Below are 13,453 nucleotides of genomic sequence, written 5' to 3' on the forward strand. Positions count from 1 at the left end.
TGTCAGAGGTCAATAGCGCGCCACGGCGCGATAGCGGTCGCCGAGCGCGGCGAACACCGAGGTGTCCACGCCGGCGCCGGAGGCGGAGGTACTCGGCTGGGCAGAGGCCAGCTGCGCGTCGTTGCCGTAGCGGCCCAGTTCGCCGCCGCCGGGCAGGCTGGCCAGCGCGCGGTTGATCGTGGCGCCGTTGGCGATCGCGGTCAGCTTGGAGGCGTAGTGCGGGTCGGTGGCATAGCCGGCGCGCTGCAGCGCGGTGGCGAAGCGGTGCGTGTCCTGGCCGGTGCCGCGCGCCCCGGCATAGCGCTCGTTGCCGAGCAGGCGCGTGTAGTCGGCGAAGCTCTCGGCGGCCGAGCCGTAGGCGCGGAAGTTGGCGCGCTCGGAGCGGCGCACGCCGTTGCTGTATTCGGTGGTGGCGACGTTGACGCTGTCGCCGTCCCAGCTGGCGCCGGCCTTGATGCCGAACAGGTTGTTCGAGGTCACGCCGTCCTTGCCGGCCAGGCGCCGGCCCCAGCCGGTCTCCAGCGCGGCCTGGGCGACCAGCGCCTTGGCCGGGACGCCCAGGGCCTGCGCGGCCTTCTGTGCGTGCGGCCAGATGGACTGGACGAAGGCCTCCGGACTGCTGCAGTCCAGCTGGCAGTCCTCGTCGATCGGCGGCGGCAGCGGCGTCGCCGTGGCCGGCAGCGCCTGCAGCGACATCCCGGCATGCGAGGCCGCCAGCGACAGGCCGCCGACGCCGGCCACGGGCATCGCGCCGGAGGACGCATTGGGCGCGCGCAGCGGCAGCACGCCGGACAGCGGGAAGGCGCTGGCGCGCGCAGAAGTGTCCAGCCGCATCGGCGCGCCCTGCGCGCCGCGGGCCGCCGGCAGCGTCGTGTCCAGCGCCTGGCCGGCCGCGCTGCCGCCGTTGTCGCGGCTCAGCTGCTTCTCGATCACCGCCTGCAGGCCCAGGCCGCGGCCCTTGGTCAGCTCCTTGGCCAGCTGCTGGTCGTACATGTCGCGGTAGGTGGTATCGCCGCCGGCCAGCGGATCGCCGCCGGTGGTACCGCGCATGGACTTGACCAGCATCGAGGCGAACTGGGTCTCCAGTTCCTTCGAGGCCTTCTTGATCTGCTCGGGCGAAGCGGGATGCGACTTCGTCAGGGGCAGTGCAGTGGTGCCGGGCAGCTGCAGGGTCATGGCGGTAGGTCGGGCGGGCCGGGAAAGCGGTGTCGTTCCTTCCTAGGCAAGAGCTGTGCCGGGGGGTGTCAAAAGGCTGGCGGGGGTGTGGAGCTGGGAATCGGGAATCGGGATTCGGGATTCGGGATTCGGGATTCGGGATTCGGGAGTCGGGAGTCGGGATTCGGGATTCGGGATTCGGGATTCGGGATTCGGGATTCGGGATTCGGGATTCGGGATTCGGGCAGCAGCGTCTCCGACCTCGGGGTCTGCCCCCTCCCTTGCGAAGCAGGGGAGCTCGAAGTCGCGGCTAGCGACTGAGGGGGAGGGGTTGGCTTTTGCTGTTGCCTTTGCTGTTGCATCAGCGATAAAGCGACCCCTCCCCAGCCCTCCCATTCGCTGCGCGAAAGGGAAGGGGGCAGAAGCGTCGCTTCAGGCGAACTCACCCTCAGGCGCGAACGAAAAGCGCCAACCCCACTCCTAACCCCTCACCCCTTAAATAATCTCCAGCTCCGCCCGCAGCGCTCCGGCGCGCTTCAGCGCTTCGAGGATCGCCACCAGGTCGCCGGGTGCGGCGCCGACGGCGTTGACCGCGCGGACGATGGATTCCAGCGAGGTGCCGCCCTGGAACATGAACATCTTGCCGCCCTCGGCGGTGGCGCTGATGGTGGACTGCGGGACCACCGCGGTCTGGCCGCCGCGCGAGAAGGGTTCGGGCTGGCTGACCAGCGTGTTTTCGCTGATCGACACGGTCAGCGAGCCATGCGAGACCGCCGCCGGCAGCACGGCGATGTTGCCGCCCATGACCACCGTGCCGGTGCGTGCGTTGACCACCACCTTGGCCGCGGCCGCGCCGGGGCTGACGTCCAGCGACTCGAGCTGGGCCATGAAGCCGATGCGGTTGCCGGGCGGGGCGGCGATCTGGATGGTGACCGGATCCACCGCCTGCGCGCGGCCGTTGCCGAAGGTGCGGTTGACCGCATCGACGATGCGCGAGGCGGTGGTGAAGTCGGCCTCGTGCAGGTTCAGCGTGACCAGGCCGTTGTCGGCGCCGCCACCGGGGGCGGGGCGTTCGACCGTGGCGCCGTTGGGAATCGAGCCGCCGTTGGGCGCGTTGACCGAGATCTTGGAGCCGTCCTTGCCCGAGGCGCCGAAGCCGCTGACCACCAGCGTGCCCTGGGCCATCGCATAGATCTGGCCGTCGGCACCGCGCAGTGGCGCCATCAGCAGCGCGCCGCCGCGCAGCGAGCCGGCGTTGCCGATCGAGGACACCGTCACATCGATGGTCTGGCCCGGCTTGGCGAACGGCGGCAGTTCGGCCTGGATGGCCACTGCGGCGACGTTCTTCAGCTGCGGATTGGTGCCCGGCGGCAGGGTCACGCCCAGCTGGTCGAGCATGGTCTTCAGGCTCTGCACGGTGAAAGGCGTCTGGCTGGTGCGATCGCCGCTGCCGTCCAAACCGACGACCAGGCCATATCCGACCAGCTGGTTGCCGCGCACCCCGGCCACCTGGGCCAGGTCCTTGATGCGTTCGGCCTGGGCGGGAGCGGCGATGAGCGCGGCCAGGGCCAGCGCTGCTGTGACAAGACGGGAGTTCGAAGCGCGCATGGCGGCGTTACTCAGTAGGGCGCGGCAGCGGAATTGAAGAAGCGGCTCAGCCAGCCCATGGCGTTGGAACGCGCCACGGCGCCACGGCCGCCGTACACGATGCGGGCATCGCCCACGCGGTCGGAGGTGATGCGGTTGTCCGGGCCGATGTCGGCCACGCGCACGATGCCCTGCACCTGCACCAGCTCGTCGCCCTGGTTCAGGCGGACCTGCTTCTCGCCGGCCACGCGCAGGTTGCCGTTGCCCAGGCGCTGGACCACGGTCACGGTGATGTCGCCATCCAGCGAGTTGCTCTGCTGGGTGTCGCCGGCGCCGTTGAAGCCGCGCTTGGCGTCCACCTCGGCCTGCAGGATGTTCTTGCCGTTGTAGGTCACGCTCTGGCCGAGCACGGTCGGCGCGCCCATGGCGATGCTGTCGTTCTTGCTGATGCCGGTCTTGGCGTTGGACTTGGCGCTGGTGCTCTCCACCAGCACGATGGTCAGCAGGTCGCCGACCTCGCGCGCCTTGTTGTCCTGGAACAGGCGAATGCCGCGGTTGCCGCTGCCGTCGGCGGCGGTGGCGAAGATCGAGCCCCCGCCATCGCCCGGCGCCGGCTGCGCATAGCCCGGCTGCGGCGAGGGCAGTTGCGTGTACTGGCCCGGCGAGCGGCCCAGCAGCGTGTTCTTGTCCAGCGCCTGCTGCGGTGCCAGCTGGTCGGAGAAGGGACGCACGTCGCCGACCACCGTGGCGCAGCCGGTGAGCGCGCCGAGGGCGCAGAGCAGGGCGGAAGACAGGAGCACACGCATGGCGGCAGTCACAGGTTCTGGTTGAGGAAGCCCAGCATCGAATCGACGGTGCTGATGGCCTTGGCATTGGTTTCGTAGGCGCGCTGGGTCTCGATCATCGACACCAGCTCTTCGACGCTGTTGACGTTGGAGCCTTCCAGCGAGCCCTGGATCAGCAGGCCGGCGCCGTTCTCGCCCGGCGTGCCGGTCTGGGCCGGGCCGGAGGCGCCGGTCTCGGTGTACAGGTTGCCGCCCTTGGACTGCAGGCCGGCCGGGTTGACGAAGTCGGTGACGGTCAGCTGGCCCACCTGCGTGGCCGCGGCCTGGCCGGCCAGCTGCACGCTGACGGTGCCGTCGCTGCCGATGGTGATGCTCTGCGCGCCTTCCGGGATCTGCAGGCCCGGCTGCACCGGATAGCCCTCGTTGGTCACCACCTCGTTCTCGGCGTTGACCTGGAAGGCGCCGTCGCGGGTATAGGCCGACGAGCCATCGGGCAGCAGCACCTCGAAGAAGCCGCGCCCGTTGATCGCCACGTCCAGCGCGTTGCCGGTCTGGCTCAGGTTGCCCTGGGTGAAGGACTTGGCCGTGGTGGCCACGCGCACGCCGGTGCCGGTGGACATGCCCGAGGGCAGCATCGTCTGCTCGGAGGTCGCACCGCCGGGCTGGCGCTGGGTCTGGTAGAGCAGGTCCTCGAAATTGGCACGGTCGCGCTTGAAGCCGGTCGTGTTGATGTTGGCGAGGTTGTTGGAGATGACCGCCATGCGCGTCTGCTGCGCGTCGAGGCCGGTCTTGGCGATCCAAAGCGCCTGGGTCATGGCGGTTCTCCGTTACGGGAAAGAATGAGGGTCAGCTCGAACGCAGCAGGGAATTGGCGCTCTGCGCGGTCTCGTCTCCGCTGTGCAAGACGCGTACCTGCATCTCGAACTGGCGCGCCAGCTCGATCATCGACACCAGCGAACCGGTGGCATCGACATTGCTGTTCTCCAGCACGCCGGTGGACAGCACCGCGCCGGCGGCCGGCGTCGGCGCCGGCGCACCCGGCGCCTGGCGCATCAACCCATCCTCGCCGCGGGCCAGGTCCAGGGTGCTGGTGCGCACCACCTGCAGGCGGCCGATCTGGGTCATCGACGAGGCGGGCGAGCCCTGCGGAATGACCGAGATCGTGCCGTCGGCGCCGATGTCCATGCCGTCGTTGGGCGGGATCACCATCGGCGCGCCGCCGGCATCGAGCAGCTGCAGGCCGGAGGAGGTGGTGAGCAGGCCGTTCTGGGTGATCTTCAGATCGCCGGCGCGGGTGTAGGCGGTGCCGCCGGCCTTGTCCTGCACGGCGAACCAGTGGCCTGGCTGCAGCGCCACGTCCATGCCGTTGCCGGTGGTACTGAGCGAACCGCTGGCATCGGAGACGCCGACCAGGCGCTGGGCGGTGGCCACGCGCGAGGCCAGCCCGTTGCCGGTTACCGGCATCGCCTGGGTCGCATCGAGCGTGGCCTGGAAGCCGACGGTCTGCGCATTGGCCAGGTTGTGGGACACGGTCGCCTGCGACTTGAGCGTCGCGCTGGCGCCGGTCATGGCGATGTAGAGGGCTCTGTCCATGCCCGGAGCATGCAAGTGGTGTGCCGGGGGGCGAGGAGTAAGTGGAGAGCAGTGGGGAGCGAGCGAGAATCGCAATCCGTAAGAGGCGGGAGCTGCGAGGAATTCGAGCCGCAAGAAGCGCACGGCAAGGAGTCGTTCCGACGCGGCTTGCAGCCGCCAAAGCGAAAGCGCCGGCACAGGCCGGCGCTTCGCTTTGGCTTTTGGCCCCCTCCCTTGCGAAGCAGGGGAGGGCTGGGGAGGGGTTGGCTGTTGCTGTTGCTCTTGCTCTTGCTTGTTCCGCCCAACGCGAAAGCAAAGGCACCCCTCCCCAGCCCTCCCCTTCGCTCCGCGAAAGGGAGGGGGCAAAGGCGATTACCGCAGGTTGATGATCGTCTGCGTGATCTGGTCCTGGGTCTGGATCATCTGCGCGTTGGCCTGGAAGTTGCGCTGGGCGCTGATCATGTTGACCAGCTCGGCGGTCTGGTCGACGTTGGAGGCCTCCAGCGCGCCGCCCTGGACCAGGCCGAAGTCCGAGGTGCCGGCCGCGCCGCGCACCGCCTGGCCCGAGGCGAAGGTCTCGGCGAAGGCGTTGTCGCCCTTCTGCTGCAGGCCCTGCGGACTGGCGAAGCTGCTCAGGGCGACCTGGCCGATCGCCTTGGTCACGCCGTTGGAGTAGCTGGCCTGGACCACGCCCTCGGACGAGACGGAGATGCCCGACAGGCTTCCGGTGCCGTAGCCGTCCTGGTTCAGCGCCGACACGGCGAACTTCTGCCCGTACTGCGCCGACTTGCTCAGGTCCAGGCTCAGCGCCATCGCGCCGGCGCCGCCGGGCGGGGTGTAGGCGGGCAGGGCGAGCTGGCCGTTGGCCGGGCTGACCAGCGCACCGCTGGAATCGTAGGTCAGCGTCTGCGCGCCGCCCACGCTGACCCCGTCGATCTGGGTCTGCACCGTCCATTCGTTGGGGTTTGCGGTCTTGCTGAAGTACAGCGACTGGGTGTGCGCCGCGCCCAGCGAGTCGTACACCGTCAGCGAGGTGGTCTGGCTGTAGGTGGTCGGGTCGGCGGCGTTGAACGGGCTGTTGGTCGGCGCGGTGGCGTTGCCGGGCAGGGTCACGCTGGCCTGGACCTTGGTGGTGACCTTGGGCGGCGCATCGCCGGTGGCCAGCTGCAGGTCGCTGAGCTTGCCGGTGTTGAAGGTGGTGCCGTCGTCGTTGGGCGCGAACACCTGCAGGCGCTGGCCGGACGGGTTGACCACGTAACCGCTGGCGTCGGTGCTGAAGTTGCCGGCGCGCGAGTAGACCGTGGTGCCGTTGTCGGACAGGGTGAAGAAGCCCTGGCCGGAGACCGCCATGTCCAGCGAGTTGCCGGTGAAGTCGATGTTGCCCTGGGTGAACTGCTGGGCCACCCGCTGCAGGCGCGCGCCGGCGCCGGTGGCGTTGCTGGACACGCCATAGACCGAGGCGGCGAACACGTCGCCGAACTCGGCGCGGCTGCTCTTGAAGCCGGTGGTGTTGCTGTTGGCGATGTTGTTGGAAACGACGTTCAGGTCGGACGAGGCGGCGTTCATGCCGCTTAAGGAAATGCGGAAGCTCATGGAAGGTTCTCCGTGGAGGCGTGACGGTGAGAGGGATCAGCTGACGCGGCGGATCGAGGACAGCGGGAAGCCGCCCACGCCCGCCAGGTTCAGGGTCAGTCCGGTGGACTCGATCGAGACGCTGTCCACATGCGCCATCACCCCGATGTCCAGGGCGGTGGCGGATTTCATGTCGGCGGCGGCCACCGAGCCGGTCACCGCCTTGAGGGTGTAGGTGCCGGTGCCGGCGGCGGTGCCGCTGTCGTTCAGGCCGTCCCAGTGGAACGCGGTGGCGCCCGACGCCGCCGCCTCCACCTGCAGGGTGCGCACCACGTTGCCGTTCGCATCGGTGACCTGCAGGGTGACCGGGCCGGCGGTGGCGGCGGTGATCTCGCCGTCCAGCGTGGTGCCGGCGGTGTGGGCGACCGAGGAGGCGGTGACCATCGCGTCGTGGCCGACCAGCGAGGCCGCGCGCAGGGTCTGGTCGGACTCCATGACGCTGGCCATCGAGCCCATCGCCGTCTGCATGCCCTCGATGCCCTGCACCGTGGAGAACTGCGCCAGCTGGCCCAGGAACTGCTGGCTGTCCAGCGGCTTGAGCGGGTCCTGGTTCTTCAGCTGCTCGGTCATCAGCTTGAGGAAGTCGGCCTGGCCGAGCGCGCCGGTCGAGGCGTTCTTGTCGCTGGTGGACTTGGCGGTGCTGCTCAGGCCCAGGGCGGTGAGCTTGTCGGTGCTGGCGGTGGTGGTGACCATGGTGTGGGTGTTGTCCTGGGAAGAGCCGTTTTAGCGGCCCATGTTCAAGGTGGCGGTGGCCGTGTCCTTGGCGCTGTTGAAGACCTCCACGTTGGCCTGGTAGCTGCGCGTGGCCGAGATCAGGTCGACCATCTGCGCCACCGGATCGATGTCCGGCGCGTAGACGTAGCCATTGCCGTCGGCCAGCGGGTTGCCCGGCTCGTAGCGCTTGATCGGCGCGGCGTTGGAATCCTGCACGGCGGCCGTGCGCACGCCGACCAGCGCCGGGTTGTTGCCGACCTGTTCGGTGGTGAACACCGGCTGCTTGGCGCGGAACACGCTGCTCGGGTCGCCGGAGACCGAGTCGGCGTTGGCCAGGTTGGAGGCCACGGTGCTCAGCCGCACCGACTGGGCGTTCATCGCCGAACCGGCGACGTCGAAGATGGGCAGGTTGCTCATGGCGGGACCTCGCTTACTGGCCGGTGATGGCGGTCAGCATCGACCGCACCTTGGATTCGATGAACGACAGCGAGGCCCGGTACTCCAGCGTGGCCTGGGCGTAGGCGGCGTTCTCGCGATCGCCGTCCACGGTGTTGCCGTCCAGGCTGGGCTGGCTGGACGGGCGGTAGAAGTGCGCCGCCGCGCCGGCCTGGCCGATGGCGTTGCCGCCCTCCAGCGCATTGGCGCCGGCCGGGGCCTGCAGGGCCGCGCCCAGTGCCGCGTTGAAGTCCAGGTCCTGCGCCTGGTAGCCGGGGGTGTCGGCGTTGGCGATGTTCGAGGCCAGCAGCTGCAGCCGCTGCTCGCGGATGGCCAGCGCAGTGCCGTGGATACCAAGGAAGTCGGACATGGGACGCTCCGGGGACGGATGTACGTCCAGGGCAAGGCAAGCGGCGTGCCACGCCCGGCGCGCAGGCACGCGTGTCGGGATGCCGACGGCTTTGGTGCGTGGGGTCTCACGCGCCTACGCGCGCGAGCACTAACTGGGGTTTGGTGCGGCGGCGTGTTTGGTACGGGCGCACAGCGGCGAGCGCGTGCCAGGCGACGCGCTCGCCACCGCCTTGCCAAAAATCCGGCACCTGCGACGCACTGCGCAGTTCGCGCCTCTCATCCCCTCGCGCGCGTGTCGCGATGCGGCGCTTAGTCTCGGTCCCCCGCGATGCTGCTTGGCCCCCTCCCTTGCGAAGCAGGGGAGGGCTGGGGAGGGGTTGGCCTTTGATTTTGCTGTTGCGGTTGCCGTTGCTCCTTCTCGCCCATCGCGAAAAAGCACAAGCAAAGGCACCCCTCCCATCCCTCCCCTTCGCTTCGCGAAAGGGAGGGGGCGATCCCAGATGACTGAAAGCGCATGGCCACGCCCCCACCGGCACAGGACTTGCACCCACCCCGCCATGAACCGATGCCTCGCTTCCGTCGTCCTGTCCCTGGCCGCGCTGGCGCCCGGCAATGGCCGTGCCGCCGAGCTGCAGTCGCTCGACGCCGTGCGCGCCGCGGCGCTGCAGGCGGTCGGCGGCCCGCAGGCGCAGGGCGAGGCGCGTCTGGACAACGCCCTGCGGCTGGTGGCCTGCACCCAGCCCCTGCAGGCCGTGGCCCAGGGCACGCGCATGGCCCAGGTGCGCTGCGACGATGCTCCGGGCTGGAAGATCTTCGTCCCGGTGACCGTGCGCCGCGAGGCCGACGTGGTCGTGGCCGGCGGCCCGGTGCGCCCGGGCGAACCGGTGGCCAACGCCAACCTGGTCGTCCAGCGCCGCGACCTGGGCACCACCGAAGGCGCGACCTTCGCCAGCCCCGAGCAGCTGACCGGCGCCATCGCCGCCCGCGCCCTGTCGGCCGGCGACATCGTCACCGCCGGCGACCTGCAGCAGGGCCAGCCGCTGCACCGCGGCGACCCGGTCGTGCTGGTCTCGCGCGTGGCCGGGGCGGAGATCCGCATGCCCGGCGTGGCCCTGGGCAACGCCCAGGCCGGCCAGCGCGTGGCCGTGCAGAACAGCGCCTCCAACAAGGTGGTACGCGGCCGCGTATCGCTGGTCCCCGGCGAAGTGGACGTCGTCCAATGAAGCTGAACAGGCACGTGACAAAATCTGTCACCCAGGTCTCAAGTTCCTGCCTGGGACGCCGTTACCGGGTTCGACTGAAGCACTTCAGGAGTGCCCCATGAGCTACAAGATCGACGGACTGCCGCCGGCCGCACACGCCGCCACCGTCGCCGCCTCGCTGGCGGCCACGCGGGTCGGTGGCGCGCGCAACGAACCCATTTCCGCCACGGCCGAGACCGACCGCCTCAGCCTGACCGGCGACGCAGAAGGACTCAAGGCCATGGGACGTGAACTGGGATCGGCGCCGGCCGGCATCGACATGGGCCGCGTCGCCGCGCTCAAGGACGCCATCGCCCACGGCCGCTACACGATCGACCCGCAGGCCATCGCCTCGCGCATGCTCGACCTGGACCGCGAGCTAGGAGGCTGACATGACGACCGCCACGCTCGACCACGGCCCGCTGGGCGCGCTGGAGCAGGCGCTGCAGGAAGAACGCCGCGCGCTGCTGGAGAACGATGTGATGGCCCTGCTGGCCTCCACCGAGGCCAAGGTGCGCGCGCTGCGCCAGGCCGAGGCCAACCCGCCGCCGGCCGCCGCCGCCGAACGCCTGGACGATCTGCGTCGGCTCAACCAGGCCAACGGCGTGCTGCTGGCGCGCCGCCGCCGCGAAGTGGACTGGGCGCTGCGCCACCTCGGCCGCGTCGAATCCACCGGCACCTACAACGCCGCCGGCCTGGCCGGCACGCGCGCCCACGGGCGCAGCCTCGCCGTCGTCTGAGCGGCCTGCGGCCGTGCCTGCCCACGGGCGGGCCCGAGCGCGCTCGGCAGGCGCCGCCACGCCCTGTACGCTGTGCGCCGTGTGCCTCGCCACGCGCCGCCTGGCTTCGCTGGTCACCGACTGACTGAACCGGTGCAAGCGGCTTCCCAAGCGCGCGGGCGGGCCCGAACCCGCCCGCCGTTGAGGAGTCGCCCGTGATGAAAGCCGTGCTGTCCGTCGCCCTGTGTGCCCTGGCCCTGGCAGGCTGCACCGACCAGGAGGCCCAGCGCCGCGAACAGGCCGCCCAGCAGGCCGCCGCGCAGGCCAAGGCCGCCGACGCGCTGGCCGCGCAGTTCGACCAGGCCTATACCGCGCAGAACTGGGACCTGGCCCGCGCCCACGGCAGCGCGCTGCTGCAGCAGTATCCCGACAGCCCGGCCGCGCAGAAGATCCAGGCGAAGTACGAGGAGGCCAAGTCCAAGGCCGACGCCGCGCGCGAACAGCGCCGACTGGCCAACCTGTGGAACTACAACCAGGTGATGATCGGCAAGGGCGCCCAGGTCTCGGCCTCGATCATGAGCGCCGAGCCGCTGGACACCGACGGCAGCGGCCGCAAGCAGGACGTGCAGCTGGTGTTCCGCGACCATCCCGAGTGGAAGCGCAGCGCCTATTTGGTGCTCAAGGCCGGCGACTTCCCGTGCCTGAAGGGCTGCAAGGTCAAGGTCAGCGTCGACGACGGCAAGCCCAAGGCGATGGACGCCTGGCGCCCGGACACCGACGAGGCCATCGCCATGTTCATCGAGGACTACAAGGGCCTGTGGAAGCTGGCCGCGCAGGCCAAGACCCTGAAGATCGAGTTCCCGGTCAAGGCCGGCGGCACGCGCACGGCCGAGTTCGAGACCGGCGGCCTGGATACGGCGCAGATGCCGGGGTGGGGCGGGAAGTAGGCGATTGGTCGTTGGCGGGGATCTGCTGGCTCGCGTCAGAAGCAAGCCATCCGGCCAGCCGTCATTCCCGCGAAGGCGGGAAGTGCTTCTTGGCAGACGCATGTCTGACCATCCAGTGCCTTTGCCCTCCGGTGCGAGCCCTTGCAAAAGTCCCTGGATTCCCGCGTTCGCGGGAATGACGCGAGTGGGGGCTTCGCTGGCGTCGGGGTTGAAGGCGGTGAGTGCGAAGGGCGCTGATGCGCCTGCGGCATCTGCTCATGGTCGATGCTTATCACCGCGCCGCGCTCGGCGTGATGCACTGGCCGGCCTCGATCTGCCCGGGAGCCGCCCTTGATCCGCGTGCCTGGCGATGACCTCGCCACCTCGCTCCGTCCCCGCCACGCCGCGTCCCCGTTCAGGCGCATCGCGGCCCGATGTCGCGGGCCCACGGCCTGCCCGCGACCCGCGCTTTCGACGATTGGGCTATACAGCCCGGCCGGCGCGGGCGACTAAAGTCCTGCACACGTCATCTGGCTGACAAAGCCGTCACACCCGCATGCCACGCGGCCAACCGCCGCGCCTGGGCATGCACAAGCACATTGGGAGAGAACATGAAGCGGACACTGCTCACCGCAGGTCTTCTGTGCGCCGCGGGCGCTGCGAGCGCGGCGGACTGGCCGACCAGCTACAAATTCGACAACGGCGGGCAGCTGGGCATCACCGGCAACTTCGCCTACGACCAGAACCACTTCAGCGGCGACGACGCGCGCTTCGAGAACGCCGACGACATGCGGCGCAAGGAGTTCGGCGCGTTCTACAAGCTCGATGGCGTGTTCGAGATCGGCGCCCAGTACGACTACCAGTCGCACCTGTGGCTGGACGTGGCCGCGCGCTTCCAGACCAAGGCCTGGTTCGGCAAGGACTACGGCGCCATCCGCGTGGGCTACTTCAAGACCCCGATCGGCCTGGATTCGGTCGGCGCCTCGCGCACCATCTCCTTCCTGGAAGCGCCGCTGGCCACCCAGGCCATCTACGAAGGCCGGCGCACCGGCGTGGAGTGGTCGCTGACCCGCAAGACCTGGAACGTGCAGCTGCAGGCGCTGTCCGGCGCGACGATGGAAGGCACCAACTCCGGCACGACCATGGCCGGGCACTTCGCCTGGACGCCGCACAAGGCCGAGGGCGATGTCATCCACCTGGGCGTGGGCTATTCGGTCGAGAACCCGGACGCCACCTCCACCCGCGTGCGCACCAAGATCGAGGCCGGCCTGACCGACACGCGCCTGATCGACAGCGGCGCCCTGCCGGGCACCACCCATATCGAACGCGGCGGCCTGGAGTTCATCCGCATCGCCGGCCCGTTCACCGTGCTGGCCGAGCACCTGGAGGAACAGGTCGCGCGCGATGGCTACAGCGACTTCCACGCCCAGGGCAACACCGTCTACGGCAGCTGGATCGTCACCGGCGAGTCGCGCCCGTACAACGGCACGCTCGGCAACGTCGTGCCCAAGAATCCCGCCGGCGCCGTGGAACTGCTGCTGCGCTACAGCGACCTGGACCTCAACGACGCCGGCATCCGCGGCGGCTACCAGCACGACTGGACCGTGGGCGCCAACTACTACTACTCCAAGCACTTCAAGGTGCAGGCCAACTACATCAAGGCCTACAGCCGCCGCGCCGGCGTGGAAGTCGACCCCAACGCCTTCGAAGTGCGCGCGCAGGTGATGTTCTAAGCACGCCGCGCCGCGTCCTTCGACGTGGAAGAGAGCGGGCCTTCGGGCCCGCTTTTTTTTTCCTCACCGGAGTGCGGAGACGCGAATCAGCTGATGGCACGCGAGCGGGTCGGTGAGCCGACTTCGCCGCCTAGCCTCGACGAATGGATCAGCACTTCTTTCGGCTCGAAGGCATTGGACAAGCGCTCTGCCCCCTCCCTTTCGCCGCAGGCGAAGGGGAGGGCCGGGGTGGGGTGCTTTTGCTTTTGCTTCTGTGGCTTGCCCGGTAAAGCCCCGACCCCTCCCCATCCCTCCCCTGCGCTGCGCGCAAGGGAGGGGGCCTCAAGTCGATACCTTCCCGTCACTGATCGCGGCGCGCGCAAGGAAAGGGCCTCGATCGCCCCCAAACCGAAGCCTTGTGACTTGACGCGTGCCGCAGCGGTCCGGCGGGCGGGGGCCGCGCCTAGCGAGGCAGGACGCCGAGCGCCCGAATCAGGGCAGGATGCCCTGATTGAGGGATGAGCGGCCCCCGCCCGCCGGACCGCTGCCCTTCCGAAGTCGAAGTGCCGACGCCACCTGGTCCACCGAAAGCGAGAAGCGCGGTTAGTTCGCCCCGTCGCTGCC

The 13,453-nt window shown here is 69.6% G+C and carries 14 protein-coding genes; 5 read left to right on the forward strand and 9 right to left on the reverse strand.

Annotation, left to right across the window (positions count from 1 at the left end):
• Positions 1 to 9: 9 nt before the first annotated feature.
• The 9 genes from flgJ to flgB all read right to left on the reverse strand — a co-directional run bounded on the left by flgJ (position 10) and on the right by flgB (position 8,250).
• Positions 10 to 1,176, reverse strand: a complete 1,167-nt coding sequence (flgJ, locus tag MWN52_RS03680; RefSeq protein ID WP_286576659.1) for a flagellar assembly peptidoglycan hydrolase FlgJ — start codon at positions 1,174 to 1,176, stop codon at positions 10 to 12.
• 474 nt (positions 1,177 to 1,650) lie between these two features.
• The gene (locus tag MWN52_RS03685) at positions 1,651 to 2,763 is read right to left on the reverse strand and encodes a flagellar basal body P-ring protein FlgI (protein WP_286576660.1); all 1,113 of its coding nucleotides are present in this window, start codon (positions 2,761 to 2,763) and stop codon (positions 1,651 to 1,653) included.
• An 11-nt stretch (positions 2,764 to 2,774) separates the two neighbouring features.
• Entirely contained in the window at positions 2,775 to 3,548 is a 774-nt protein-coding gene (locus MWN52_RS03690) for a flagellar basal body L-ring protein FlgH (RefSeq protein ID WP_286576662.1), read from the reverse strand.
• An 8-nt stretch (positions 3,549 to 3,556) separates the two neighbouring features.
• Positions 3,557 to 4,342: a flagellar basal-body rod protein FlgG gene (gene flgG, locus MWN52_RS03695; RefSeq protein ID WP_130515592.1), complete on the reverse strand. Its 786-nt coding sequence runs from the start codon at positions 4,340 to 4,342 to the stop codon at positions 3,557 to 3,559.
• Between the two features lie 31 nt (positions 4,343 to 4,373).
• Positions 4,374 to 5,120, reverse strand: coding sequence for a flagellar basal body rod protein FlgF (locus MWN52_RS03700; RefSeq protein ID WP_130523230.1), 747 nt, complete (start codon positions 5,118 to 5,120; stop codon positions 4,374 to 4,376).
• Positions 5,121 to 5,471: 351 nt separating this feature from the next.
• A complete protein-coding gene (gene flgE, locus MWN52_RS03705; protein ID WP_130533512.1) occupies positions 5,472 to 6,692 on the reverse strand; it encodes a flagellar hook protein FlgE in 1,221 nt (406 codons plus the stop codon).
• A 36-nt stretch (positions 6,693 to 6,728) separates the two neighbouring features.
• Complete coding sequence (locus tag MWN52_RS03710; RefSeq protein WP_286576667.1) at positions 6,729 to 7,424, reverse strand: flagellar hook assembly protein FlgD; 696 nt, start codon at positions 7,422 to 7,424, stop codon at positions 6,729 to 6,731.
• 30 nt (positions 7,425 to 7,454) lie between these two features.
• Positions 7,455 to 7,862, reverse strand: a complete 408-nt coding sequence (flgC, locus tag MWN52_RS03715; RefSeq protein WP_130515600.1) for a flagellar basal body rod protein FlgC — start codon at positions 7,860 to 7,862, stop codon at positions 7,455 to 7,457.
• Between the two features lie 13 nt (positions 7,863 to 7,875).
• Positions 7,876 to 8,250 (reverse strand): flagellar basal body rod protein FlgB, encoded by a 375-nt coding sequence (flgB, locus tag MWN52_RS03720; RefSeq protein ID WP_130515602.1) that lies wholly within the window; start codon positions 8,248 to 8,250, stop codon positions 7,876 to 7,878.
• A gap of 538 nt (positions 8,251 to 8,788) precedes the next feature.
• On the opposite strand from flgB, the gene flgA reads away from it, so the two are divergent.
• From flgA to MWN52_RS03745, 5 genes are all read left to right on the forward strand, one after another.
• Positions 8,789 to 9,454: a flagellar basal body P-ring formation chaperone FlgA gene (gene flgA / locus MWN52_RS03725; protein ID WP_130561192.1), complete on the forward strand. Its 666-nt coding sequence runs from the start codon at positions 8,789 to 8,791 to the stop codon at positions 9,452 to 9,454.
• Positions 9,455 to 9,551: 97 nt separating this feature from the next.
• On the forward strand, positions 9,552 to 9,863 hold the full coding sequence (gene flgM / locus MWN52_RS03730) for a flagellar biosynthesis anti-sigma factor FlgM (protein WP_130515606.1): 312 nt from the start codon (positions 9,552 to 9,554) through the stop codon (positions 9,861 to 9,863).
• Position 9,864: 1 nt separating this feature from the next.
• Positions 9,865 to 10,212 (forward strand): flagellar protein FlgN, encoded by a 348-nt coding sequence (locus MWN52_RS03735; protein ID WP_286576669.1) that lies wholly within the window; start codon positions 9,865 to 9,867, stop codon positions 10,210 to 10,212.
• Positions 10,213 to 10,409: 197 nt separating this feature from the next.
• Complete coding sequence (locus MWN52_RS03740) at positions 10,410 to 11,138, forward strand: hypothetical protein (RefSeq protein WP_286576670.1); 729 nt, start codon at positions 10,410 to 10,412, stop codon at positions 11,136 to 11,138.
• 590 nt (positions 11,139 to 11,728) lie between these two features.
• Positions 11,729 to 12,850, forward strand: coding sequence for an OprO/OprP family phosphate-selective porin (locus MWN52_RS03745; protein WP_165403053.1), 1,122 nt, complete (start codon positions 11,729 to 11,731; stop codon positions 12,848 to 12,850).
• Positions 12,851 to 13,453: the final 603 nt, after the last annotated feature.

It is taken from the genome of Pseudoxanthomonas winnipegensis (assembly GCF_030322905.1).
Taxonomy (GTDB): domain Bacteria; phylum Pseudomonadota; class Gammaproteobacteria; order Xanthomonadales; family Xanthomonadaceae; genus Pseudoxanthomonas_A; species Pseudoxanthomonas_A winnipegensis.

Coding starts and splice junctions, on each gene's coding strand:
- flgJ (WP_286576659.1), bottom strand. CDS start 1,176: ATGACCCTGCAGCTGCCCGGCACCACTGCACTGCCCCTGACGAAGTCG.
- MWN52_RS03685 (WP_286576660.1), bottom strand. CDS start 2,763: ATGCGCGCTTCGAACTCCCGTCTTGTCACAGCAGCGCTGGCCCTGGCC.
- MWN52_RS03690 (WP_286576662.1), bottom strand. CDS start 3,548: ATGCGTGTGCTCCTGTCTTCCGCCCTGCTCTGCGCCCTCGGCGCGCTC.
- flgG (WP_130515592.1), bottom strand. CDS start 4,342: ATGACCCAGGCGCTTTGGATCGCCAAGACCGGCCTCGACGCGCAGCAG.
- MWN52_RS03700 (WP_130523230.1), bottom strand. CDS start 5,120: ATGGACAGAGCCCTCTACATCGCCATGACCGGCGCCAGCGCGACGCTC.
- flgE (WP_130533512.1), bottom strand. CDS start 6,692: ATGAGCTTCCGCATTTCCTTAAGCGGCATGAACGCCGCCTCGTCCGAC.
- MWN52_RS03710 (WP_286576667.1), bottom strand. CDS start 7,424: ATGGTCACCACCACCGCCAGCACCGACAAGCTCACCGCCCTGGGCCTG.
- flgC (WP_130515600.1), bottom strand. CDS start 7,862: ATGAGCAACCTGCCCATCTTCGACGTCGCCGGTTCGGCGATGAACGCC.
- flgB (WP_130515602.1), bottom strand. CDS start 8,250: ATGTCCGACTTCCTTGGTATCCACGGCACTGCGCTGGCCATCCGCGAG.
- flgA (WP_130561192.1), top strand. CDS start 8,789: ATGAACCGATGCCTCGCTTCCGTCGTCCTGTCCCTGGCCGCGCTGGCG.
- flgM (WP_130515606.1), top strand. CDS start 9,552: ATGAGCTACAAGATCGACGGACTGCCGCCGGCCGCACACGCCGCCACC.
- MWN52_RS03735 (WP_286576669.1), top strand. CDS start 9,865: ATGACGACCGCCACGCTCGACCACGGCCCGCTGGGCGCGCTGGAGCAG.
- MWN52_RS03740 (WP_286576670.1), top strand. CDS start 10,410: ATGAAAGCCGTGCTGTCCGTCGCCCTGTGTGCCCTGGCCCTGGCAGGC.
- MWN52_RS03745 (WP_165403053.1), top strand. CDS start 11,729: ATGAAGCGGACACTGCTCACCGCAGGTCTTCTGTGCGCCGCGGGCGCT.